This is a genomic window from Enterococcus sp. DIV1421a (genome assembly GCF_051711025.1).
GTDB lineage: Bacteria > Bacillota > Bacilli > Lactobacillales > Enterococcaceae > Enterococcus_B > Enterococcus_B hirae.
On sequence record NZ_JBIOLU010000001.1, the window covers coordinates 1091318 to 1115166 of the forward strand.

24 protein-coding genes and 1 pseudogene are annotated in these 23849 nt (G+C 36.2%); 21 read left to right on the forward strand and 4 right to left on the reverse strand.

Going from position 1 to position 23849, the window contains the following annotated elements:
* The first annotated feature begins 69 nt into the window (after positions 1-69).
* Positions 70-1380 (forward strand): ribosome biogenesis GTPase Der, encoded by a 1311-nt coding sequence (gene der, locus IGK21_RS05050; RefSeq protein WP_010719563.1) that lies wholly within the window; start codon positions 70-72, stop codon positions 1378-1380.
* A 244-nt stretch (positions 1381-1624) separates the two neighbouring features.
* Entirely contained in the window at positions 1625-1900 is a 276-nt protein-coding gene (locus IGK21_RS05055; protein WP_002290178.1) for an HU family DNA-binding protein, read from the forward strand.
* A 507-nt stretch (positions 1901-2407) separates the two neighbouring features.
* On the opposite strand, the gene IGK21_RS05060 is transcribed toward IGK21_RS05055, so the two are convergent.
* The gene (locus tag IGK21_RS05060; RefSeq protein WP_241767372.1) at positions 2408-4087 is read right to left on the reverse strand and encodes a hypothetical protein; all 1680 of its coding nucleotides are present in this window, start codon (positions 4085-4087) and stop codon (positions 2408-2410) included.
* A gap of 329 nt (positions 4088-4416) precedes the next feature.
* On the opposite strand from IGK21_RS05060, the gene IGK21_RS05065 reads away from it, so the two are divergent.
* Genes IGK21_RS05065 through IGK21_RS05075 form a run of 3 tightly spaced genes read left to right on the forward strand, consistent with a single transcriptional unit; the run spans position 4417 to position 7310 of the window.
* On the forward strand, positions 4417-5463 hold the full coding sequence (locus IGK21_RS05065) for a hypothetical protein (RefSeq protein ID WP_010737358.1): 1047 nt from the start codon (positions 4417-4419) through the stop codon (positions 5461-5463).
* Complete coding sequence (locus tag IGK21_RS05070) at positions 5464-6723, forward strand: tetratricopeptide repeat protein (protein WP_010719560.1); 1260 nt, start codon at positions 5464-5466, stop codon at positions 6721-6723.
* 5 nt (positions 6724-6728) lie between these two features.
* Entirely contained in the window at positions 6729-7310 is a 582-nt protein-coding gene (locus IGK21_RS05075; RefSeq protein ID WP_010719559.1) for a ReoY family proteolytic degradation factor, read from the forward strand.
* Between the two features lie 176 nt (positions 7311-7486).
* On the opposite strand, the gene IGK21_RS05080 is transcribed toward IGK21_RS05075, so the two are convergent.
* Positions 7487-8362: a YitT family protein gene (locus IGK21_RS05080; RefSeq protein ID WP_010719557.1), complete on the reverse strand. Its 876-nt coding sequence runs from the start codon at positions 8360-8362 to the stop codon at positions 7487-7489.
* A 159-nt stretch (positions 8363-8521) separates the two neighbouring features.
* Between IGK21_RS05080 and IGK21_RS05085 the strand changes: the two genes are divergently transcribed.
* The 6 genes and pseudogenes from IGK21_RS05085 to IGK21_RS05110 form a co-directional block, all read left to right on the forward strand.
* Positions 8522-8875: a nucleotide pyrophosphohydrolase gene (locus IGK21_RS05085; protein ID WP_010719556.1), complete on the forward strand. Its 354-nt coding sequence runs from the start codon at positions 8522-8524 to the stop codon at positions 8873-8875.
* A gap of 26 nt (positions 8876-8901) precedes the next feature.
* Positions 8902-10110, forward strand: coding sequence for a CCA tRNA nucleotidyltransferase (locus IGK21_RS05090; RefSeq protein ID WP_181914910.1), 1209 nt, complete (start codon positions 8902-8904; stop codon positions 10108-10110).
* A 264-nt stretch (positions 10111-10374) separates the two neighbouring features.
* Positions 10375-10830, forward strand: a complete 456-nt coding sequence (locus tag IGK21_RS05095; protein WP_010751262.1) for a hypothetical protein — start codon at positions 10375-10377, stop codon at positions 10828-10830.
* Positions 10831-11061: 231 nt separating this feature from the next.
* A complete protein-coding gene (locus IGK21_RS05100) occupies positions 11062-11337 on the forward strand; it encodes a hypothetical protein (protein WP_010719553.1) in 276 nt (91 codons plus the stop codon).
* A 12-nt stretch (positions 11338-11349) separates the two neighbouring features.
* Positions 11350-13434: a cation:proton antiporter gene (locus IGK21_RS05105; protein ID WP_010719552.1), complete on the forward strand. Its 2085-nt coding sequence runs from the start codon at positions 11350-11352 to the stop codon at positions 13432-13434.
* Positions 13435-13518: 84 nt separating this feature from the next.
* A pseudogene (locus IGK21_RS05110) lies at positions 13519-13793 on the forward strand (DNA topoisomerase); the annotation flags it as partial.
* 82 nt (positions 13794-13875) lie between these two features.
* Here IGK21_RS05110 and IGK21_RS05115 read toward each other — a convergent pair.
* Complete coding sequence (locus tag IGK21_RS05115) at positions 13876-14190, reverse strand: DMT family transporter (RefSeq protein WP_034700287.1); 315 nt, start codon at positions 14188-14190, stop codon at positions 13876-13878.
* Between the two features lie 3 nt (positions 14191-14193).
* Positions 14194-14523: a DMT family transporter gene (locus IGK21_RS05120; protein WP_010737365.1), complete on the reverse strand. Its 330-nt coding sequence runs from the start codon at positions 14521-14523 to the stop codon at positions 14194-14196.
* 432 nt (positions 14524-14955) lie between these two features.
* Here IGK21_RS05120 and IGK21_RS05125 point away from each other — a divergent pair, with 432 nt between their 5' ends.
* The 10 genes from IGK21_RS05125 (at position 14956) to lepB (ending at position 23662) form a co-directional block, all read left to right on the forward strand.
* Positions 14956-15723 (forward strand): cyclase family protein, encoded by a 768-nt coding sequence (locus IGK21_RS05125; RefSeq protein ID WP_010737366.1) that lies wholly within the window; start codon positions 14956-14958, stop codon positions 15721-15723.
* A gap of 318 nt (positions 15724-16041) precedes the next feature.
* On the forward strand, positions 16042-17937 hold the full coding sequence (locus tag IGK21_RS05130) for an ABC-F family ATP-binding cassette domain-containing protein (RefSeq protein ID WP_034700289.1): 1896 nt from the start codon (positions 16042-16044) through the stop codon (positions 17935-17937).
* A gap of 10 nt (positions 17938-17947) precedes the next feature.
* The gene (locus tag IGK21_RS05135) at positions 17948-18895 is read left to right on the forward strand and encodes a thymidylate synthase (RefSeq protein ID WP_034700291.1); all 948 of its coding nucleotides are present in this window, start codon (positions 17948-17950) and stop codon (positions 18893-18895) included.
* 19 nt (positions 18896-18914) lie between these two features.
* A complete protein-coding gene (locus IGK21_RS05140) occupies positions 18915-19409 on the forward strand; it encodes a dihydrofolate reductase (protein ID WP_010719546.1) in 495 nt (164 codons plus the stop codon).
* A 231-nt stretch (positions 19410-19640) separates the two neighbouring features.
* Entirely contained in the window at positions 19641-20483 is an 843-nt protein-coding gene (locus IGK21_RS05145; protein WP_010719545.1) for a DegV family protein, read from the forward strand.
* Positions 20484-20628: 145 nt separating this feature from the next.
* Positions 20629-21522, forward strand: a complete 894-nt coding sequence (locus tag IGK21_RS05150; protein ID WP_010719544.1) for an SGNH/GDSL hydrolase family protein — start codon at positions 20629-20631, stop codon at positions 21520-21522.
* Positions 21522-22223, forward strand: a complete 702-nt coding sequence (locus tag IGK21_RS05155; protein WP_010737370.1) for a YpmS family protein — start codon at positions 21522-21524, stop codon at positions 22221-22223. The genes IGK21_RS05150 and IGK21_RS05155 overlap by 1 nt, the downstream gene beginning before the upstream one ends.
* A 29-nt stretch (positions 22224-22252) precedes the next feature.
* Entirely contained in the window at positions 22253-22771 is a 519-nt protein-coding gene (msrA, locus tag IGK21_RS05160) for a peptide-methionine (S)-S-oxide reductase MsrA (protein WP_010737371.1), read from the forward strand.
* Positions 22768-22989: a YozE family protein gene (locus tag IGK21_RS05165; RefSeq protein ID WP_010719473.1), complete on the forward strand. Its 222-nt coding sequence runs from the start codon at positions 22768-22770 to the stop codon at positions 22987-22989. The genes msrA and IGK21_RS05165 overlap by 4 nt, the downstream gene beginning before the upstream one ends.
* Positions 22990-23110: 121 nt before the next feature.
* On the forward strand, positions 23111-23662 hold the full coding sequence (gene lepB / locus IGK21_RS05170) for a signal peptidase I (protein WP_034700293.1): 552 nt from the start codon (positions 23111-23113) through the stop codon (positions 23660-23662).
* Positions 23663-23849 lie beyond the last annotated feature (187 nt).

The window sequence follows — 23849 nt, forward strand, 5'->3', positions numbered from 1 at the left end:
CAATGCTTGAAAGTTCGCAAAGCTTTCGTTACACTAAGTAAGATTGGAAACTTGTGAGGAGGAAAAAATATGGCAAATCCAACAATTGCAATCGTTGGCCGCCCGAACGTCGGTAAGTCTACGATTTTTAACCGCATCGCTGGCGAGCGTATCTCGATTGTCGAAGATACTCCAGGAGTAACTCGCGATCGTATTTATGCTAAAGGCGAATGGTTAGGTCGAGAATTCAGTGTGATCGATACAGGTGGGATTGATTTAGGTGACGAACCATTCATGGATCAAATCAAGCATCAAGCAGAAATCGCGATTGAAGAAGCAGATGTCATCATCTGTGTTGTCAGCGGACGTGAAGGAGTCACCGATGCAGATGAAGTAGTAGCAAAAATTTTATACCGTAGTAATAAACCTGTGATTTTAGCAGTTAACAAAGTGGATAATCCCGAAATGCGAAATGATATTTACGAATTTTATTCATTAGGATTGGGTGATCCATATCCAGTGTCAGGGAGTCACGGTTTAGGGATCGGCGACGTATTAGATGAAGCAATTAAACACTTTTCAAATGATGGGGAAGAAGAAGAGGATGATACGATCAAATTTAGTTTGATCGGCCGCCCAAATGTTGGGAAATCTTCCTTGATTAATGCGATTCTAGGAGAAGAACGAGTGATCGTTTCGGATATAGAAGGAACGACTAGAGATGCTATCGATACTCACTTTGTATCTGATAACGGTCAGAAATTTTTAATGATCGATACTGCAGGAATGCGTAAGCGTGGAAAAGTATATGAAAATACCGAAAAATACAGTGTGATGCGTGCGATGCGTGCCATTGACCGTTCCGACATCGTTTTGATGGTTTTGAATGCTGAAGAAGGAATCCGTGAGCAAGACAAACGGGTAGCTGGATACGCACATGAAGCAGGACGTGGTGTGATCATCGTGGTAAACAAATGGGATCTTGTCAAAAAAGAAACCAATACGATGCGTGATTTTGAGCAAGAAATTCGTGAAGAATTTCGTTATTTAGATTACGCGCCAATCGTCTTCGTATCAGCAGTCACAAAACAACGTTTAGAACGTTTACCTGAAATGATCGAAGAAGTAAGTATGAATCAAAACTTGCGTGTGCCGTCTGCTGTCTTGAATGATATCATCATGGATGCAGTAGCGATCAACCCGACTCCAACAGATAAAGGGAAGCGTTTGAAGATTTTCTATGCTACGCAAGTGGCTGTAAAACCACCAACCTTCGTCGTTTTTGTTAACGAAGAAGAGTTAATGCATTTTTCTTATGAACGTTTCTTAGAAAATCAAATTCGTAAAGCATTTACTTTCGAAGGAACTTCGATCCGAATCATTCCAAGAAGACGAAAATAGGCATTTTACCACATCGGCAGATTTTTTTCAAAAAAAATAGGTGGTTTTGTTTATTACGTTTTTATGACTAAAAAAAGCACGTGAAAAATGGTAAAAACCTTGCTATTAAGCGGTTTATATGATATCGTGATAACAGAATATTGAACTAGATCAATATTTCTTTTAAACTTCTGGACCACTCAGAATGTTTTTAACTAAACTGATGTTTTACATCATATCTCTTGTGGAGGAGGTGAATCTATCCATGGCAAACAAAGCAGAATTAATCGAAAAAGTTGCTTCAGCTACTGACTTAACTAAAAAAGATGCAACTGCAGCAGTCGATGCTGTATTTTCAACTATTCAAGATGCTTTAGCTAACGGCGAAAAAGTTCAATTAATCGGTTTTGGTAACTTTGAAGTTCGCGAACGTGCTGCACGTAAAGGACGTAATCCACAAACTGGTGAAGAAATCGAAATCCCAGCTAGCAAAGTACCTGCATTCAAACCAGGTAAAGCATTAAAAGACGCTGTTAAATAATACGGCTCATAAAAAAGCGCTTGTGGCTTTAAGCTGCAAGTGCTTTTTTATATTTCCTATTGTTTTGAGTTTTAGAGTGAAGAAGTTAGAGAAGAAGGGTACTTTGCGTCTCCGTTATTTATGAATCTGAGATATAAATCTTATTTTTCAGTTTAAAAATGAGTAAATGGTCTGCAAGAAGCAACTCCTCAGCAATAAGCGATGCTTTTTTAAACCAGGAAAAGCTATTTCAAAAAATCTTTTCTTATTGTCATTGAAGCTCCGATGCTTTCACAACCTTTCTTTAAACGATAATAAAAAAATCTGAGGCAGAATACGGTTCATTCTGTCCCAGATTTTTAATACAAAACTTCTCAGTCATTATTGACGAAAAGCTATTTTTTCAAACTATCTTAATGAATAAGATAGTCGTTATTTTTACAACCTCTTATTTATTCAAAGTTGCTTGCTTCGCTCATTGTCTCATTTTTCTATCTGGCTGTTTAGAAAAAATCTTTTGCTCATCGGTTATTGCGTGCGTTTGTTTTTACTGAAAAATTTGCATCGTTTGCTCATATAGTAAGCAATGATGATAACCACTGTTAATATTCGGATATAAATAGCTGATCTGAATAGTTTACCTGGTTTATATCCTACAATAATTTCATTTGTACCAATCTTTGGAGAAATTCTTAGAGCGCCTATTGAAGTCAGTGAATATTGTGCTTCACTTCTAGATTTTCCATTGATTATGAGAGAACTATTGTGGTAAATGATTACTGGTAAAGTTATTTTATTTGTATCTTTAGCAGTGAAAGTTAGATGTATATTCCCTTGTTTGTCAATTGATCTTTTAAGAGGGATAGAATTGTGTAAAACGTCCTCTTTATAAGCTTTGTAAGGATCTTCCAATTGTCCACCACTAGCAGGTAAATAGTCAGCCATCGGTTTTCTGTGTATTTGTAAAGCAGCAGATAGATCAGCATTGCCTCCAAATAGGTGACGAATATTACTTGCATTACTTTCTAAGGTTTCAGCAGCACTTGTGTCTTTAGAAAGTGGGGCATCACTATTCCAGATAGCTGCTGTATCCGAAATTAAAGCATAGCCACCTGTTAAATTTAACAATGAAAAAGTCAGTAATAGTGGCACACTGATTTTTAAAACCGATTGTTTCTCTAAAGTTACAAAGGCTTTTTGAATGGTAAAACCGAACCCTAGTATTAATAAGATACATGCGAGGCAACCCAGTCTTTGTGGAAATTGCATTTTGCGAACAAATGTAAAATAATTGCCGATATCATTCCAAGGAATGTATTTAGAAGAGACAAGTAAAAAGAATGCTCCGACTAAGTTGATTGTTTTTTCCAACACACTGAGTTTATTAAAGTGGACGATAGTAAACACAAGTTGAAAAACAAATATCATAGAAAGGATTAGTCCAAAGTTTGTCCAGCCAATTGAACCAAACGAAAGTGAAGTACTATTCGATAATAGATCAGTTACTGCGTATGGTGGAATCAAGGTATCATTGGACAAATCCAGAAAAGCAGTAAACGTATTGAAAGAAAGACCGATAGCGATCACCACTGCTAGTAGAGCCTGTTTGATTATTACTATTTTTTTGTTCGAGTGAAGAAAACCTACAAGGAAAAAGGGAATCAAAGCGGCTACGGCTAGTAAGGTTGAAAACATATGGACAGATAGCAATAATGAAATGGTTCCTCCTAGCACAACAGGTTGGATTGGGTTTTCCCGATTTCTTATCATTCTAACAGCTGGAATAAAAATAAGAGGTAAAAAGGCAGCACCCCAACCAGAAAAATTTTGGGCAAGAGTATAGTAAAAAATGGTAGGTGTACCCATGTATAAAATAGCCATCCCAGTAGCAATTTTTTGCTCTAAATGGCAGTACCGTCCAAGGAAATACATCGATGTACCGGCAGTGAAGTAACACAGAAAAGTAGATACAAGTTGGAATCTGAACCAAGTTTTAAAAATTAAAAGTAACAGTCCATGTAAATAGGCAAAGTCGGTTCCATAAAGGGCATTGATGACTCTTCCCGATTGGCTAAAACCGTAGATGGATTGGAAATAATTAAACGTGCCATTTTTTAATTGCATAGCCGTGTCATAGAAACGGTTCATATGAAATACCCAGTCATTTGAAACAATGAGTGCATGTTTATAAATTTGAGGTGAAACCATAAAAAAAGCACATAGGGAGATAATTAAAATTGCTGTAACTGATTTTTTATTTATTTTTGACAAAACTTATCCCTCATTTTTGATGAAATTTAGTTGAATAAAATTGCTTAATCCATTTCTCCGTTTTATAAAATGAAAAGCAAAGTCCTATATAATCTTTTACTTCGTATTACAGTATACCATGCCCGATTTATTACACAAGAATTCTTTAAATAGGTGCTCTTAAATGTAGGTGAATTACGAAGTTTTTCTATATTCTCCCAAGAATTTACCCTATTCTTTTCCGATTTTACTTACTAATGGTAAAATAAAGAAAAGGAGGGGTGCTTATGGAAATCGACTATCAAGGACAAGAAGAACAAACAAAAATCTATTATGGGGAAACGTTGGTCAGCCAACTGAAAACAATAACGATTGATCAGCCTGTTTTATTTTTGACGAACCAACGGTATTACGATTTGTTTGTTGAGAAAATCAACCAACAGTTTCCTAACCCAAGTGAGATTGATTGGTATATCTGTGCCAATACTCAATGTAATCACTTAACAGAACTAAGTAATCTTGTGACATTTGCAAAACGATATCCTGAAAACCAATCCTTACTTATCATTGGGTTTGGGAATGAGGGAATCATGGATTTAGCAGGTTTTTTCCAGAAGCATACCTCACTTGCATCAACATTATGGCTAATACCGGTATCGATTCGTTCAATGGCCCGGGCATTAACTCCTCAACGAAATATTTTACAATTGCCAAATCAAGTCGTCTTGCGAACGACCAACCTTCCAGAACGAATTGTTTACGATCAAACAATCAGTGAAAAACAAGGAGAAGGGAAACAAATAGATTTTTTGACTTTGATAACATGTGGTTTAGTTTGTGATTATCATTTTTTACAAAATCTCTATAAAAACTATCCGCAACCAAGGCAGTTATCTCAGCGGGCTTTTACGGGGATGCTGGAAGAAATGATTAGTTTTTACCAAGTAGATGCGGAAAATCTCTCAAATTATGGTAAACTATTTGAACAAGCTTTTTACCTAACAGAAAATGGTCATTTGTTATCAGCTAGTATGAAAAAACTATTAGGAATGCTTTTTCATCTTACTTGGAATGTAGGACTAGCGGATATGTCCTTTCAATTGAAAAATTTTTTTATCTGGTTGAAACATCTGGGTTATCCTATCGATTGGCCAGAACAATTATCAAAAATTGATTATTTAGAAAATGTCTTACTTCTAGCGGAAAAAAGCAAAAAAATTCTTGTTTTGAAAAAAATTGGTATAATAGAGAAATATCAATCGCCAAAGGAACAAGAATTAATACAAACAATGAAATCTTATGACGAGATTATTAGTGAGATTAGAGGGATTTAAATGAATACAAATAGTGAAAAAATGTTACAAGCATTGTCAGAGGAAGATTTGGCGCAAGCTCAGTTATATCTGACACAAGCTTTGAAAGAAGATCCGGCCGATGTTTTGGCTGAATTAGGGGAAGAACTCTTAGCGATTGGTTTTTTAGAAGAAGCAAAGCAAATTTTTGAACAGTTAGTGAAACAGTACCCCGAAAATGATGAGTTGTTCATTCCATTGGCGGAAATTGCGATTGAAGATAATGAAATCGATCAAGCATTTGAATATCTGGAAAACATTTCAAAAGAAAGTGACTACTATCCTCAAGCTTTATTAGCAATTGCTGATTTATATCAAGTAATCGGTATTCCTGAAGTCAGTGAAGCGAAATTAAAGGAAGCAGCTGCGTTGTTGCCTGATGAACCATTGATCCAATTTGCTTTAGCCGAACTTTACTTTTCAGTCGATCGTTTTGCTGAAGCTGCAACGATCTATCAACTATTATTATCAAGTAATATTGATGAGATTTCTGGTATCTCTATGCAGGAACGTTTAGGACAATCTCTAAGCATGCAAGGAGAGTTTGAAGCAGCAATCGAACCATTGGAACAAGCATTGCAGGAAGAACGGACAGATGATCGCTTATTCCAGTTAGCTTTCACCAATCTGCAGCTAAAAGAAAATGAAAAAGCGATCAATTATTTACAAGAATTGAGAGAAGTAAATCCCCAATATCAATCTCTTTATCTTTATTTAGGTCAAGCATTACAAGAAGAAGAATTGATTGAAGAAGCGCAGAAAGTTCTTGAAGATGGGATCAAAGAAAATCCTTATCAAGTAGAACTCTATCACTTAGCTTCTGAAAATGCGTATCGCTTACATGACAAAGAAAAAGCAGAAAAACTATTATTAAATGCGTTGGAATTAGGTGAAAAACAAGACGAAACATTATTAACATTAAGTAATTTGTATTTAGATGAAGAACGTTACGAAGATGTAATCAAGAGTATCGAGCAAATGGAAGAAACTGCAAATCCATATGCGGAATGGAATTTAGCCCATGCCTATAATGAATTAGAGGACTTCACACTAGCAGCTGTTCATTATGAACAAGCGTATCACGAATTGGAGCATGAACCTGATTTTCTAAAAGAATACGCCTTATTCTTACGAGAAGAAGGACAATTGACAAAAACAAAAGATCTACTTACTCATTATTTAGAATTGGAACCTGGAGATTTGGAGGCATTGTCAGTATTAGACGACCTAGCAGAGAGGTGAGTAAAATGCTAATAGATGTAAAGGAAAAAAAGAATTTCTTAACTTGGATGGTCAATCATGTTTCATTTAGTCGCAGAGAGGTTTTTTGGATTTTGAATTACTTGGCTAATCATGAAGCAATCTTAAGTAATGTTCATTTTGTTGAAGGAGCGAATCAAGCAAATCGGGGATTACAAATCAGTGACCTTTCTTTCGATGGAGAACCAATGAAATTATTTCTCGAGGGGAAAGAGTTTACCGATACTGATCAAATTTTTCATGAAATTCGATTAAATTGGAAAAGACCGCTATATGTAGAATGCCTTTTTGAAAATGCTTGGCAGACGAAAGAGTATTTAATGGTTTTAGAAGAGAACCCCTTTGCATCTTGGAACGACTCTATTAGTGAAGAAGATCTTGAACTAGTCGAGCAATATCTCAAAGAGAAAGAACAAGCAGCCCATCTCAAAATGCTTTACTTACAGATTGATCAAGCGCTTGAAAAAGGGGATAAAGATGCTTTCCTGGAATTGTCCGATGAAGTTAATCGTGAAATATTAAGCAAGAACCAAGTAAAAGGCGAACATGCAGGAAAGAATCCTAACTAAGGATACTTTTATCTAACCGTTTATTCGTTTTTAAAGATACTAAAAAAGACTGAGGAAAGTTGATATGCTCCCCCTATATAGGACACTGAAATATAAAAGTCCTGTATAGGGGGATTTTGTATGCCAAAAAGAAAGATGAAACTCACTCCAGAAAAACGAGTAGAACTAGGAGAGAGCTATATTCGCTTAAATAACTTAGACTGTGGTTTAAGATAAGTGAATCCTTCTCCTTCGACCTCATGGACATTGATAATCGATAGAAAGGCTTTTTCATCGATTTCATGGACGATTCGTTTCACTTCATTCAATTCACTCGAACTAACCACCATATAGATAATTTTTTTAGAATGACCAGAAAACCCACCTTCACCACTTAAAAAAGTAACGCCACGTTCTAATCCAGTCATCAGCAGTGGGGCAATTTCTTCATTTTTGTTTGAGACGACTAAAATCCCTTTAGCTGAGTAACCGCCATCTAAGATTGAATCAATGACACGGCTGAAAACATAAGAAACAATTAACGTATACATCATGCGTTTCAAGTCAATGTAAGTCAATGAAGCCAACAAAACGATAACATCTAATACCAGTAAAGATCGACCCATTGAGATCCCATAATTCTTTTCTAATATACGAGCAATGATATCACTTCCACCGGTAGTTCCACCCATCCGATAGACCAGACCACTTCCAGTTCCGGCAATTAAGCCAGCCAATAATGAAACGATCAGTAAGTCATGTTGAAGATTGATTTGTAAAGGAACACGTTGCCAAATCCATAAAAATGCAGACAACGAAACTGTTCCCAAGACGGTATAAGCGAGTGAACGTTTTCCTAAAATTTTTCCACCAATCAAAATCAAAGGTATATTGATCAATAGCGTAGAGTAGGCAGGATCAATCCCAAAAAGTGCGCGTAAGATCAAAGTGATCCCTGAAACGCCACCTTCTGCTAAATGATTCGCAATATTTAAATAAACGAGTCCAAACGCATAAATACTTGTACCAACCATAATCATTACGACTTCTTTAACTGTTTTCATTGAGATCATCAAACCACTCCTTCGATAAACCGACTAATATTTTCACAATATTTCATTCTTTTTACATCACATTACTCAATGTAGCACGTAATCTTTATTTTCTCAATCGCTCTTGCCTAGGATTTGGACGTAGTTTTTGGTAAGATAAATAGGAAAGGTGGAGAAGAAATGACAAAAGAACGTTCTTTAAGAAGTATGCAACAGGAAGTAGATGACTATATCCAACAGTTTAAAGTAGGCTATTTTTCTCCATTAGCTCAAATGGCACGCTTAACAGAAGAAGTCGGGGAGCTGGCTCGAGAAGTCAATCATACATACGGTGAAAAAGCGAAGAAAGAAACGGAGCCCAACAATTCTGTAGCAGAAGAATTAGGTGATGTTTTATTTGTCACTATGATCATGGCAAATTCCCTGGAAATCGATTTAACGGATGTATTTGAAAAAAATATGGAAAAATTTAATCGCAGAGATCACAATCGCTTTGAAAGAAAAGAAGCAAATAAGGATGATAAAAAAGCGTAAGCCATCAAGTTGGAAGAGGGAAAACAATGAAACTAAAACAATTACCAAGAGAATACCAAAAAGCGATTCCTGTCTTGAATAAATTGGAGCAAGCGGGTTTTGAAGCTTATTTTGTCGGGGGAAGCGTCAGAGATATCTTGTTGGATCAACCCATCCATGATGTAGATATCGCAACAAGTGCATTCCCAGAAGAAATCAAACAACTTTTTCCGAAAACCATTGATATCGGCATTGAACATGGCACCGTTTTGGTCTTGGCTGAAGAGGAACAATATGAAATCACGACCTTTCGGACAGAATCGACCTATCAAGATTATCGCCGTCCAGATCATGTCGAATTTGTCCGTTCACTTGAAGAGGATCTAAAAAGACGTGATTTTACGATCAATGCATTTGCATTAAAAGAAGATGGTCAAATCATTGATTTATTTGACGGGTTAGCTGATTTAGAAAACCAGATCCTTCGAGCAGTAGGCGATCCACAGGAACGGTTTCATGAAGATGCTTTGCGTATGATGCGTGGGATTCGATTTGTTAGTCAAATTGGGTTTACACTCGAGCAAGAAACGGCTGCGGCCATTCAGGCCAACCATTCATTATTAGGAAAAATTTCTGTCGAACGGATTAATGTGGAATTCATCAAAATGTTATTAGGGAAAGAGCGTTCTACAGGATTGAGAACATTCGTTGAGACGCAATGTTATATTTATTGTCCAGGTTTAAGAGACTATGGTGAAGCCTTGTTACGTTTTGCCGATTTACCAGATGAACCATTGCAAACTGAAAGTCAGGCGTGGGCATTGTTGATCGATCAGTTAGGACTTCAAGAAAGTGAGATCCGTCCTTTCTTAAAGGAATGGAAATGTTCCAACCGAATGATTCGAGAAGTTCAAATGATCGTTCATGGATTGATTCAACGTAAAAGACAGATGTTGGAACCAATGGTACTCTATTGTTTGGGAAAAGAGAACGCTTTGAAGACAGAAGAACTCATGATTTATTTTGGTGAAACACCTCAACTAGAACAAGTAGCAAAGCGCTATGATCAATTACCGATTACATCCATGCGAGAGTTAGCAATTGATGGGAAGAAACTTCTTAGTGTGAGTGACAAGAAACCAGGGAAATGGGTCAGTGATGCACTTCAAGCTGCAGAAAGAGCAGTGGTAGAGGGAAATTTAGCAAATGAAGCAAATGCCCTTGTTGATTATCTCCAGCAAAATAACCATTTATAGATTTCGATGAATGTCGAAGTCGCGCTTTAATAGAGATTCTGAAAGAAGCAATCAGCTCTGAGTAATAAGTGAGGAATTTAAAAATTTCTCCTATTTAGAAAATCCTCGCTTATTGCTGGGGAGTTGCTTCCGGATTTTTTTGTCAATAGTGGAACGCTTCTAAAGTTTCACATCTTTGAAAAAACTTTAGATGTGACCTTCACGTGGGATGTGTGCTAAACTAAAAGGGAACCAGAATAAATGACGTCAAAAGGGGATTTTTTTATGAGTAAAGAAATGACAGCGCTAAAATTTTATTTCCGAAACGGCGAAACGTGGACGATCAATCGTCGCCATATTGGTGATTTGTGGATCAAACAAATAACAACGAGTTTTGGACGAATCAATGGTAGTGAATTTATGGAAATCCATCCTTGTGCTGGATTTAAGATCGAAATTTTTCACGAAGGTGATTCCGTAGCAACTCACGACATCAACTTAGGTGGATTAGAGATGGGCATGTTCAACCGCGCATTAAAATATGAAGATATTGAACGGATGGAGATTCTTTATCGCAATGGTACACCTGACCTAGTTTATTTCCCTTATCTTGATAAAGGAACAGAAGGATTGGATAATCAATACCAATCAACTAAAATCAGTGAAAAAACAGGTAATTTATACATCGTGATCAATCCGGATCAACGTGTTGAAGATATCTATGGCGAGTTTTTTGAATAAAACCAAAGTTTAATGGATAGCTGAGAAAGGAGCGGAAATGGTTTCCCAGCTCCTTTTTTGGTGTGTTTTCCGCACTTGATATTTTCTTCTATTTGGAATAGAATGAGTTTCTGAAATTCAAGCAAACTTATTCTTCGAATCCAGCTGAACTTGTCCAATGAAGGAGAATCCTTTTCCTTTTAACGTTCAGTGTTTCATGAAGATCAAGTTTGCATTTAGGAGATCTTAAAAATGAGGAAGAGCTTTGAAGAACAAAAGAAACTGTTGCATGATCGTTATGGTGCGTTTTCAATGGAAGATCGTCGGCAAATTCTTTGTAAGTTGCGGAAGAAAAATATCATCATGTACCGTCAGCTTGAGCGATTGAAACATGATTTGCTACGTTTAGAATCAAAGCGAGTACAGTGTGAATTAGAAGGAAACAATGTACAAGCAGAAGTGGTAGAAAACAAAATATTGAAGAAAAAAGAACAATTTCTAAAGGTACTCGCTCAAAATAAAAAATAAAGGGGACGGACCATGGAATTTGCTGAGTTAGTGATCGTATTTGCTGTAACGATCACCTTATCTAATATAGCTAGCCGCATTTTACCTATGATCCCAGCTCCACTGATCCAAATATTTCTTGGTATCATCTTAGGCTTAACAGAATGGGGCCAATCGATCAACTTTGAACCAGAACTCTTTCTAGTGATGATCATTGCGCCGTTGCTTTTTCGTGAAGGAGAAAAAGCCGATGTATCCTCGATCCTGAAAAACTTTGATACGATTTTATTTCTGGCTTTTGGAGGGGTAATCCTGACATTAGTCGGGGTTGGTTTCACGCTGTCGTTTTTATTACCCAGCGTGCCATTAGCTGCTTGTTTTGCTTTTGGAGCGGCTCTTGGACCAACCGATGCTGTCGCTGTCAGCTCGCTCTCTGGACGGGTGAATATCCCAAATAAAGCGATGCATATTTTAGAAGGCGAAGGATTATTGAATGATGCTTCAGGTGTTACCGCCTTTCAATTTGCATTAGCTGCATTGATCACGGGCTCTTTTTCTGCAGTCAACGCAGGATTTACACTTGTGTTTTCTAGTATAGGAGGAGCCGTCGTTGGCTTTTTACTTGTCTGGGTCAAACGAAAAGTGATTAATCTGATTGAGAAGGCTTCTGCCAGAGATGTGACAGGTTACTTGTTAATTGAATTGCTATTACCGTTTTTAGCGTATGTTTTAGCAGAAGTATTTGATGTTTCAGGGATTATTGCCGCAGTAGTAGCTGGGGTATTGCAAGCTTCGGGATTTAGAAAAATCTCGGTGTTTGATGCGGAGTTATCAAGTTTGTCCGATAGTACATGGACAACAATCACATTTACGCTGAATGCGTTAGTTTTTATTTTTTTAGGAATCGAATTAACCCAAGTATTTTCTCCAGTTTGGGGAGATGGGCTTTATTCAAACTGGTTGCTGTTAATCACGATTTTGTTGATCTCAATGATCTTATTTATGATTCGCTTTGTTTCGATCAGTCTTTTTTATTTATTTAAATATAAAGGAAAAGAATTCAAGGAACAATTGAATGAGATTTTGATTTTAACTTTTGGTGGTGTGAAAGGAACGGTTAGTTTAGCAACGATTTTCATCTTACCTTTTACGATTAACCAAATGATTTTTTATCAGCGCTCTTTATTATTATTTTTGACGGCAGGAGTTATTTTGGTAACGCTGATCGTAGGCATCGTGGTTTTACCCCTGTTGACAGAAACGGAAGAGGTAGTGAAAACAGATTTGAATGCTTTAATGATCCTAGAAGAAGTCATTGAAGTATTGAAATCTGAAATCAAAACGTTAGATAAAGATTCAAAAGAATATTTAGCAACTGAAGCAGTGATCGAAAACTATCAAGAGCGTATCCGTGATCTTTATTTAAAAGATCTTTCTGATGATGAAAAGCAAGAAGTACAAGAAATTCAAGCATTGATTTTATCCATCGAACGTGATGGATTAGATAAAAGTTATCGTTCTGGTAAGCTTTCCTCAAATGGCTATCGTTTTTATTCACGATTTCTTGCTAATTTTGAACACTCTATTACTAGTCAGGTACTGTCGTTTGTCGGCTTCTGGTTTATTTTTGTTCGACGGTTGATTCGGATCATCTTACATCCCAAAATGTTCTGGCAACGACAAAAATCAGATCGAAAGACACTGATTTCCGAAAAAGATATTCAAGAAATTCGGGAAACCTATCAAAAAAACACACAATTGATCATTGAGAGTTTAGAAAACCTAACCGATGTTTATGATGAAACAATGGTCAACTTTTTCATCCAACAACGAAAAATGGAAGGCATCAAAATGGCTTCAGGAAATTTGATCTCCTCTTGGATGATCCAACAAGACAGTCTTTATTCCAAAAAAATGTTGCGTGGCTATTACTTAGAGCGCAAAATCGTTGATGAGTATGAAGAAGCTGAGAAGATCACGACTTTTTCTGCTAATAGTTATCGGAAAAATATTAATTTACTGGAATCCTATACTATGAATAAGCCAGTTGATGATTTTTCATTTAAATTCGCATTGCGGGCAAGAAAACGTTCGCTTCCGGCTAAAAAAGTTGAGTAAGTGCTCAGCGTGATCAAATCTGGGTCAGAATGAACCTCATTCTGTCTCAGATTTTTTGTTATTTCACGTTGATTCATTGATGGTATGAATGATAACCCATGGTATAGTTTACTCTTGCAGCAAAAAGGCATACCAGTAAGTTTGTCCTTAGGTAGAGTCCAAACCCCAACAACATCTATGATCTACCAATTGCAAGAAAAGATCAGGAACGTCAAGAAAAACCTTACTTTGAAGGAAAAGCCCAGATAATCGCTTAAAACGGAGAGTTTTGTGTCAAGCTTGATCCGAATGAAACTCAAACCACACAAACCACACAAGAAGCATTTGAAGCGTATTTAAAAGAAAATAGCTTTCAATTAGCAAACAGCTTTAGTGATAGTAGAAGAGACTGAGATAAGTTTTGTCCCAGTCTCACAAATGACAATAGATTCTTCAATTTAATTAGCTAACTAGTTTTAGGCCAATCACAGAAAATAAAATAATAATCATGGAAGCAAATTGCAGCCAGTTCATTTTTTCTTTAAATAAAAATACTCCAAGAATCATTGAACCAATGGAACCAAAAGCTACCCAAATACTATAGCTAACCCCAGCTTCTAATGTATTCATTGAATGCGATAAAAGTAGTAAACTAGAGGATGCAGAAATAATAGTTATAATACTCCAATTTATTTTTTTAAATCCGTGTGAATTTTTAAGAGAAAAGACCATTATGATCTCTGCTATTCCTGCTAGTATAAGATAAAGTATATCCACAGATTATTCCTCCTTTGTTGTGATTTTTAGACCCAAAATTCCTATAACTAATAATGCAGAAAACAATATTTTTTGCACAGATACACTTTCATTCAGAAATAAAATACCAAAAATGATTGTTCCAACTGCACCTATTCCAGTAAACACTGTATATGCTGCTCCAGTAGGTAAGCTTTCCATACCTTTAGCAAATAAATAAAAGCTAATAACAACGAGCAAAATCGTCAAAATGGAATAGAAAAAATGATGGAAATTCTCTGATTTTTTTAAACAAAGTACCCAAAAAATTTCTAAAAAACCTCCGAAGATAACGTAAAACCAGTTCTTCTCCATTTCGTACCTCCTTAAGAAAAATTAGATATCAGAAAACAAAAAAGGGATTGGATAAGAGTAATCTTATCCAATCCCTTAGGATCCTCCGATATTCGAAAAAAATTGTAATATATTTTTCTATTAATGTAAAGATGATATTTCTTCTAGTCTCGAAAAATCAAGTAAAGTATACTATGTTGGACTTCCACATTATAAAATCAATAGGATAAATGACAGTTATTTTTCAAGATTTTCTTCACCTTTCTAATCGTTGTAAACTGATAGAAGCATCGTTCTTAACGTTTATCCTTTATTTAATGACATAATTCATTGATTGTCCATCAGACTATCACTATAAAAAATAAATTCAAAAATCATCAAAAAAAAGTAAAATAGAAAAATTTTTTTAGTTAATATTAAAACTTAGATAATCATTCAAGGAGTTGTTAGACATTGAAATTAGTTGACTTAAGTATCACTATAGAAAATGATTTGCCCAGTGATCCAGAGGAAATGATACCTAAAATTTCATACATTGATCATGAACAAAGCGTCAACGATATGCTTCGTTTCTTTGGAACAGCAAAAAAAGAACACTTGCCTGCTGGTTTAGCATGGGCGATCGAAAAAATTCACTTGACTACGCATTCAGGTACTCATTTAGATGCTCCTTATCACTACCATCCAACAATGGATAAAGGTAAGCCAGCTTGGACAATTGAGCAAATTCCTCTTGATTGGTGTTACGGTAATGGTGTTGTATTTGATTTTTCAAACAAACCAGACGGATATCGATTAGAAATCGAGGATTTTAAAGAAGCTTTAGATGCGATGGACTATCGATTAAAAGAAAAGGACATTGTTTTAATTCGGACTGGAGCGGATCAATATTGGGGAACATCAAATTACTTAATCAGTGGGTGCGGTGTAGGAAGAGAAGCAACTTTATGGCTACTCGAACAAGGAATAAAAGTGGTAGGTACCGATGCTTGGTCATGGGACAGACCTTTACCATTCATTGCAAAAGAATTTGATAAGACCGGAGACCCTTCACTTATTTGGGAAGGGCATTTTGCAGGAATCGAGAAATCTTATTGTCAGCTTGAAAAATTAACCAGTCTTGATCAATTACCTTCCACGGGGTTTAAAATCAGTTGTTATCCGATAAAAATTAAAAATGCTAGTGCTGGTTGGGTTAGAGCAGTAGCTATAATCGAATAATTAACATCTTTCTAATTATTTTTTATAATAGGAACGTTATAGATAGTCAAAACATAAAATTTTTTTTATTTTATAGATACAAAAAAAGCACACTCCTTTGATTTTTGTTTAGGCACTTTAATCATACAAGGTTGTGTGCTTTTTGTGTACCTTAAAAAAATGAGGCAATAATCAGATTTTTTCTAACTATTATCCCACTCTAATGAAAAAATCAACACTATCTTATTTTCTCCCTTTATTTTGTCTAAGATGACAATAGAAAAATATCCGTAATTAAATTATTTTATGATACAATAACCAAGATGAGGAGGGAATGGATTGAAAGAATTAAAAGTAACTGACCTCAATAAAACGTATGGTGAAAAAGAACTATTTAACCAGATTTCTTTTTTGATCCACGAAAAAGACCGAATCGGTTTGATTGGAACTAATGGAACTGGAAAAACAAGTTTATTAAATATTTTAGCAGGTATCGACAGTGGGGATGGAGATCGACCAACAGTTTTTTATCCGAATGATTATCGAATTGGATATTTGTCACAGACAACCGAATTTTCTGATGAATTGACTGTACTTCAAGCGGTTTTTCAAGGAAATAGTCCATTAATCCGTACCGTGAGAGAATATGAGGAAGCTTTGCTTGTATTAGCTGAGAATGGCGAGGACGAGAGCGTTCAGAGACGTTATGCCAAGGCAGAAGAACAAATGAACAAAGAAGATGCTTGGACCACAGATACAAATGCTAAGATTATCTTACAAAAATTAGGCATCAGTGAATTAGATAAAAAGATTGGCGCACTATCAGGTGGACAAAAAAAACGTGTAAGTTTAGCACAAGTCCTAATCGATGAGCCTGATTTATTATTATTAGATGAACCCACGAACCACTTGGATTATGAAGCGATTGAATGGTTAGAAAATTACTTAAAACAGTATCGTGGATCGTTATTAATGGTCACTCATGATCGTTATTTCTTGGATCGAGTGACGAATCGCATTTTTGAACTATCATTTGGACAACTACACGAGTATCGAGGGAATTATGAAGCTTATATTTTAGAAAAAGCTGAAAGAGATCGTGTGGAAGTGGAACAAGAAGAAAAACGAAAGCGCCTGTACAAACAAGAATTAGCCTGGATGAGAGCTGGAGTTCAAGCACGCGGAACGAAGCAACAAGCACGCATCAATCGTTTTGAGGATCTTAAAGAAAACTTGTATCAAGTCAATCATGAAGCAGACCTCGAATTGAATATCGCAACGAAACGTTTAGGAAAAAAAGTATTAGAGATCAAAGATGGAACATATGCTATTGAAGGGAAATTGCTGATCAACCATTTAGATTTGTTGATTCAATCACGAGAACGTTTAGGTATCACTGGGAAAAACGGTGCCGGTAAATCAACCTTACTGAATATTTTAGCGGGACGTATTCCTTTAGATAATGGTACGTTTACGGTTGGTGAGACTGTTCGTATCGCCTACTATACACAAGAAAATGAAGAGATGAATCCCGAAAAACGCATGATTGCTTATTTGCAAGAAGCAGCTGAAGAAGCTCAAACGGCAGAAGGTATGCAAATTGGTGTGGCTGAATTATTGGAAAGATTTTTATTTCCTCGATTTATGCATGGCACATTGATCAAAAAATTATCTGGTGGCGAAAAGCGTCGACTATATCTATTGAAATTGCTGATCCAACAACCTAATGTTTTACTCTTGGATGAACCAACGAATGATTTAGATATCGCCACACTGACCATTTTAGAAGATTATTTTAAGAGTTTCCCAGGTGCCGTGATTACTGTATCACATGACCGTTATTTCTTAGACAAAGTAGCAGAAAAATTATTAGTTTTTCAAGGAAATGCTAAGCAAGAATTATATTATGGGGATATGTCGAGTTATTTATTGACACAAAAAGATGTAGCGCCTTTAGGTAAAGAAAAAATGAATGAACCAACGAAGCCGGCTGCTGACGATAAAAAGGTAACAAAAAAGAAACTTTCTTATTTAGAGCAAAAAGAATGGGAAACGATCGAAGATGAAATTGCTGAATTAGAAGAACAGATTTCAGAGCTGCAAGAAGAAATGAATCATCAAGGAGATAACTTTACTCGTTTACAAGAATTACAAGCAAACGTTTCACAAGCAGAAAGCAAATTAGATGAGAAAATGGCTCGTTGGGAATACTTAAGCGAATGGGTAGAAGACTAGGAGGAAAAAAATGGAGCAAGCATATCTTGATTTAGGCAGGAAACTACTAGAAGAAGGACATGAAAAAGGCGACCGAACAGGCACCGGTACACGCAGCATTTTTGGCTATCAAATGCGGTTCGACCTACAAAAAGGATTTCCATTATTAACAACGAAACGGGTTCCTTTTGGGTTGATTAAGAGTGAATTGTTATGGTTTTTAAAAGGGGATACGAATATCCGTTATCTTTTACAAAATAACAATCATATCTGGGATGAATGGGCATTTGAACGATATATCAAAAGTGATGAATACCATGGGCCAGATATGACTGATTTTGGCCATCGAAGCATCTCTGATCCTGAGTTTAATAAACAATATCAAGAACAAAGTCAGCTATTTTGTGAAAGAATTTTAACTGATGACGCATTTGCTGAAAAATATGGCGATTTAGGTCACATCTATGGGTACCAGTGGCGCCATTGGGAAACGAAAGATGGTGGGTTTATCGATCAAATCAAGGAAGTGGTCGAAGCAATCAAAAAAACACCTGATTCAAGACGTTTGATCGTGTCTGCTTGGAATCCAGAAGATGTTCCTAGTATGGCGTTACCGCCTTGCCACACGATGTTTCAATTTTATGTTCATGATGGTCGTTTAAGTTGTCAATTGTATCAACGGAGTGGTGATGTATTTCTAGGTGTGCCTTTCAATATTGCCAGTTATGCTTTGTTAACCCATTTGATTGCGCATGAAACTGGATTAGAAGTTGGTGAATTTATCCATACTTTAGGTGATGCTCATCTCTATTCAAATCATGTGGAACAAATGAAAGAACAACTTTCAAGAGAAATGCGTGCGTTTCCTAAATTAGTTTTAAATACAGAAAAAAAATCTGTGTTTGACTTTGAAATGGATGATATCAAGGTTGAAGGCTATGAACCTCATCCAGCAATCAAAGCGCCAATCGCAGTATGAACACAGAAAGGATGATGAAATGTTAGCTGCTATCTGGGCACAAGATGAAAATGGGTTGATCGGTAAAGAAGACCAACTGCCTTGGCGATTACCCAATGATCTGAAGTTTTTTAAACAAATGACTGAAGCAAACACTTTAGTTATGGGAAGAAAAACATTTGAAGGTATGGGAAGTCGTCCGTTGCCTAACCGTCAAACAATCGTGATGACAAGAGATCGTGATTACCAAGCTGACAATGTCATGGTTATGCACGAGATTGAAGAAGTATTGGACTATGCAAAGGAAAACGATGGCATTTTGTTCGTTGCGGGAGGATCAGCTATTTATAAAGAATTTCTTCCTTTTTGTTCGGTGCTGTATCGTACAGTCATCCATCATTCTTTTACAGGGGATACTTATTTTCCAGAAGTTGATTGGGATCAATGGTCATTAATCAATATCAGCCAAGGGGAGATGGACGAAAAAAATCCATATGCCCATCAATTTGAAACATATCAACGAAAAAGAAAATAAATAACCGATGAAAAAAGGTATTTCCTGAAAGCTTGTTTAGCACATTTTGGGAAATATCTTTTTTAATAAAGTTGAAATGATCAATACCACATCTTTGGATGAAAACGGAATCGTTCGTAGAGGTATTTAATGAAAAAACGTCTGTTGTCTGTTATACTTAAAAAAGAAATTGCCTTTATTAGTACTTGTTGTAAACCAAAAGGCATCTTGTTAAAGGAAGAGTGAGATAGTATGACAAATGTAAAAATCGTAACAGATTCTTCTTGTACAATGGAAAAAAGTGTGCGAGATAACTTAAATATCCAGGTGATGCCGCTAGCTATCATGATCGATGGCGTGGTCTATCCTGATGATGATCAATTAGGTGGAGAAAAATTCATGGATATGATGGCTCAAGCTAAATCATTACCAAAAACGAGTCAACCGCCAATCGGTGAATTTATTTCAACCTATGATCAACTTGGCGAAGATGGCAGTGAAGTTATCTCGATCCATATGACTAAAGGTTTGAGTGGAACGGTTGAAGCGGCCCGTCAGGCAAGCAATCTGACTAAAACGAAAGTGACTGTCATCGATAGTGATACAACCGATCAGGGGCTGTCCTTCCAAGTGATCCGTGCTGCTGAACTTGCACAAGCAGGAAAAAGTGCTGATGAGATTCTTGAAGAAATCAAAAAAGTACAAGAAAATACAAAATTATATATTGGGATCTCTACATTAGATAACTTAGTCAAAGGTGGGCGCATTAGCCGAGCGACTGGTTTATTGTCAAGTGTATTGAACATACGTGCTGTGATGAATTTCACTCATGGAGAGTTGATCCCAGTTGCTAAGGGTCGAGGAAAGAAAACCTTTGACAAATGGTTCAATAATTTGAAGAAAGAATTAAAAGAACTACCAAATGTTCGTCAAATTGGGATCTCTCATGCAGATGCTCAAGAGCTTGCTCAAGAATTTAAAGAAGGACTACAAGAATTATTTCCTGATATGACGATTCCTGTTCTACACACGAATCCAGTTATTGCAACACATACGGGGAAAAACGCCTTTGCAATCATGTATTACGTTGACTAAATCAAGAGGATAAATCATTGGTCAGTTAGCCATTGATTTTATCCTTTTTTTCTTTATAATAATTCTTATTTTTTTCAGAAACACTACCTTTTTATTTTAATTTTTGATAACATAAGAAACAATCGAATAATATGAGGTGAATGATATGAAATTAACAAAACGACAACTATTGCTCGTTTTGTTCCCATTACTTATCGCTATATTTGTATATTTAGGACTATCTTTATCGATTCCAAAAGCTAAACCGCTATTAAAACCAGCAGCGACAGTTAGTCAAAAGACGGATCAAAAAGAAAAAATCCATTATGTAGCTATCGGCGATTCGTTAACTGAAGGAATAGGAGATCAAACGAAACAAGGTGGTTTTGTTCCATTAGTAGCCAACGATTTAAAAGATCGCTATGATCTGACTGCTGTTGAAATTGAAAACTATGGGGTAAACGGTGAACGGAGCGATCAAATTTTAAAACGGCTCAAGAAAAATTCAGAGATTCAAACAAACATTAAATCAGCTGACTTTATCACTTTGACAGTGGGCGGAAATGACTTAATGAAAGTGATTCAAAACGATCTATTTGGGATCAGTATCCAATCATTTAAGCGACCATTACAAAAGTATCAGAAAAATGTTGAACAACTGATCGAAGAAATTAGGAAGTTAAATGGTCACGCACCGGTTTACATCTTAGGTATTTATAATCCATTCTATTTGAATTTCCCTGAGATTAAAGACATGCAGACGATTGTGAACAACTGGAATGCTGGGACTGAGTCTGTTGTCAAAAATGCGGACAACTGCTATTTTATCCCAATCAATGATTTACTATATCAAGGGTTAAACCAAAAAGTTGGCGTAACTGAAGAAGGAACGAATCAGTCAAGTACTAGCGAAAGTACGTCAAATAGCAAAAATAATGTATTGTATGAAGAAGATCATTTTCATCCTAATAACTTAGGCTATCAATTGATGGCCAATGCTGTACGAGATGAATTAATTGAAACGCAAGACCAATGGTTGCCAAGGGAGGATCAGAAATAATGGAAAAACGCTCAAAAAAGGTTTCGACACAAACGAATACTGAAATTCAAAAGAAAAATTATTGGAAATGGGCTTTTTTGATCCTTTTAGGGGTTGTTCTTGGATCAAGCATCTTTTTAGGTACTCGGATTTTTGCGAATCGAGAACCGGATTTTGCTAAGGTGCCAGCGATCACCCAAAGACAAGGAGATCCAGTCTTGACCATCAACACCAATAAAGAAAAGGTCAATCAAATGATCAGTTTTTTCTTGACAGATTATCAAAAAGACCAAGGTATTCAATATAAATTTTATCTTGAAAATGAAGCGATGTTGAATGGTACGTTTGAAGTATTAGGATTTCCAATCAACTTTTATCTGTACTTTGATCCATATGTGATGGAAAATGGAAATGTCCAATTAAAAGCGAAAAGTCTTTCGATCGGCACATTGAGTTTACCGATCAAAGATATCATGAATATGATCAAGCGAAATTATAAGTTGCCTGATTGGATTGAAATCAATACGGATGATTTGACGATCATGCTACGTTTAGATCGCTTCCGTATGCAAAATGGTATGTACATCAAAGCAGATAAAATTGATTTAGTGAATGATGACATTCGTTTTAGTCTATATCTACCTAAAGAAACTGGTGAAAAGACAACGAGCAATAAAACGACAAAGAATACTGATACCACCGACACGAGTGTAACGAAGTAAACAGTGGGTCATTGATGGGAGAGAGAAGGATGGAAAGAGCAATTTTTGCTGGAGGATGCTTTTGGTGTATGATTCAGCCCTTTGATACGCTACCAGGGATTCATACGATCATGTCTGGCTATACAGGTGGACATGTGCCATCTCCAACCTATGAACAAGTCAAATCTAAAACGACTGGTCATACAGAAGCGGTAGAGATCATCTATGATCCAGAGAAAATATCATATCAAGAATTAGTGGAAATTTATTGGCAGCAAACCGATCCAACGGATGCATTTGGACAATTTGAAGATCGTGGCGAGAATTATCGGCCGGTTATTTACTTTACGACAAATGAACAGAAGAGAATCGCGGAAGAAAGTAAAAATCGATTAGCGGCTAGTGGTCGGTTTACAAAACCGATCGTGACCACGATTGAAAAAGCACAACCATTTTATTTGGCTGAGCCAGAGCATCAAGATTATTATAAAAAAAATCCTGAAAATTTTGAGCGAAACCATGCAAGAAGAGCGGCTTTCGTCAAAGAAAACTGGGAGGAAAGAATGTGAATCAAAGCTTCTATCATTATTTAATGACTCTTCGTGGCGGTAAACAAGCAGATCAACAGTCTGTTTTCGCCACAGAAGCAGGAAAAGATATCCAGTTTCCTAAACATAGTACGAGTTATGAAGAAATTTCCGATTATCTAGAATTGAATGTGGATTATTTGTCATCTATGGATATATTTGATGAGGTGTGGGAAAAATATTTAGAAAACAGCCATTGATTCTGCGTTTGTTTTCTTCATTTTTTAGAAAAGATCAAAAAGGAAACATCTAGTCGCATTTTTTGTTTTTTTTTTCTATAATAGAGAAAGAACGATAACCTTGAGAGTGGAATGATGGATATTGACAAAAAAACAACGCTATATCGACCGTTTTTGGCTTATAATCAAATATGTACTTTGCTCCATCTTGATCGCTTTTATTTTAAGAGGATTTCTTCTTATTCCAGTGCCAGTGGAAGGTAATTCGATGGAAAACGTCTTGAAACAAGGTGACATGGTTGTAATGGAAAAATTTTCTGAAATCAGACGGTTTGACGTAGTTGTTTTTCAATTGGCTGATGGAACGATTTATATCAAACGAGTGATCGGGTTGCCAGGAGAGACAATTAGCTATGAGAATGATCAGCTGAAAGTGAATGGAAAAGTGGTCGAAGAACCTTTTCTAACGAAAAATAGAAAGTCAGATCATGAAAGTAGTCCTTATACAACGGACTTTACTCTGGAAGAATTAACGAATAAGACAAAGCTGCCAGCCGACAGTTACTTTGTTTTAGGGGACAATCGACGTGTTTCGAAAGACAGTCGCTCCTTTGGTATGATTACAGGAAGCGAAATATTGGGTAAGGCTCGCTTTGTTTACTATCCCTTGAACGAGATAAAATGGATTGGGTAAAGAAAAGAGATCATTCAGCATGATTTCAAGGCGCTAATGCCAGCGCTTATTTGTTTTAGAGTGATGAGGAAAGCAACCTCCAAAAGTTAGATTTTTTGGTCTAACTTTTGGAGGTCGCTTTTTTACTTGATTAAAATAGTACAATTAAGATATAAAATGAACTAATTTCTTGCCATTTTATGTTCTA

Bases quoted from the DNA above. Each gene is read 5' to 3' on its own strand.
- msrA (WP_010737371.1), top strand. From the start codon at position 22,253: ATGGAAAGAGCAATTTTTGCTGGAGGATGCTTTTGGTGTATGATTCAG.
- IGK21_RS05135 (WP_034700291.1), top strand. From the start codon at position 17,948: ATGGAGCAAGCATATCTTGATTTAGGCAGGAAACTACTAGAAGAAGGA.
- IGK21_RS05060 (WP_241767372.1), bottom strand. From the start codon at position 4,087: ATGGTTTCACCTCAAATTTATAAACATGCACTCATTGTTTCAAATGAC.
- IGK21_RS05065 (WP_010737358.1), top strand. From the start codon at position 4,417: ATGGAAATCGACTATCAAGGACAAGAAGAACAAACAAAAATCTATTAT.
- IGK21_RS05120 (WP_010737365.1), bottom strand. From the start codon at position 14,523: ATGGAGAAGAACTGGTTTTACGTTATCTTCGGAGGTTTTTTAGAAATT.
- IGK21_RS05080 (WP_010719557.1), bottom strand. From the start codon at position 8,362: ATGATCTCAATGAAAACAGTTAAAGAAGTCGTAATGATTATGGTTGGT.
- der (WP_010719563.1), top strand. From the start codon at position 70: ATGGCAAATCCAACAATTGCAATCGTTGGCCGCCCGAACGTCGGTAAG.
- IGK21_RS05150 (WP_010719544.1), top strand. From the start codon at position 20,629: ATGAAATTAACAAAACGACAACTATTGCTCGTTTTGTTCCCATTACTT.
- IGK21_RS05140 (WP_010719546.1), top strand. From the start codon at position 18,915: ATGTTAGCTGCTATCTGGGCACAAGATGAAAATGGGTTGATCGGTAAA.
- IGK21_RS05085 (WP_010719556.1), top strand. From the start codon at position 8,522: ATGACAAAAGAACGTTCTTTAAGAAGTATGCAACAGGAAGTAGATGAC.
- IGK21_RS05100 (WP_010719553.1), top strand. From the start codon at position 11,062: ATGAGGAAGAGCTTTGAAGAACAAAAGAAACTGTTGCATGATCGTTAT.
- IGK21_RS05075 (WP_010719559.1), top strand. From the start codon at position 6,729: ATGCTAATAGATGTAAAGGAAAAAAAGAATTTCTTAACTTGGATGGTC.
- IGK21_RS05145 (WP_010719545.1), top strand. From the start codon at position 19,641: ATGACAAATGTAAAAATCGTAACAGATTCTTCTTGTACAATGGAAAAA.
- IGK21_RS05155 (WP_010737370.1), top strand. From the start codon at position 21,522: ATGGAAAAACGCTCAAAAAAGGTTTCGACACAAACGAATACTGAAATT.
- IGK21_RS05105 (WP_010719552.1), top strand. From the start codon at position 11,350: ATGGAATTTGCTGAGTTAGTGATCGTATTTGCTGTAACGATCACCTTA.
- IGK21_RS05070 (WP_010719560.1), top strand. From the start codon at position 5,464: ATGAATACAAATAGTGAAAAAATGTTACAAGCATTGTCAGAGGAAGAT.
- IGK21_RS05055 (WP_002290178.1), top strand. From the start codon at position 1,625: ATGGCAAACAAAGCAGAATTAATCGAAAAAGTTGCTTCAGCTACTGAC.
- IGK21_RS05090 (WP_181914910.1), top strand. From the start codon at position 8,902: ATGAAACTAAAACAATTACCAAGAGAATACCAAAAAGCGATTCCTGTC.
- IGK21_RS05095 (WP_010751262.1), top strand. From the start codon at position 10,375: ATGAGTAAAGAAATGACAGCGCTAAAATTTTATTTCCGAAACGGCGAA.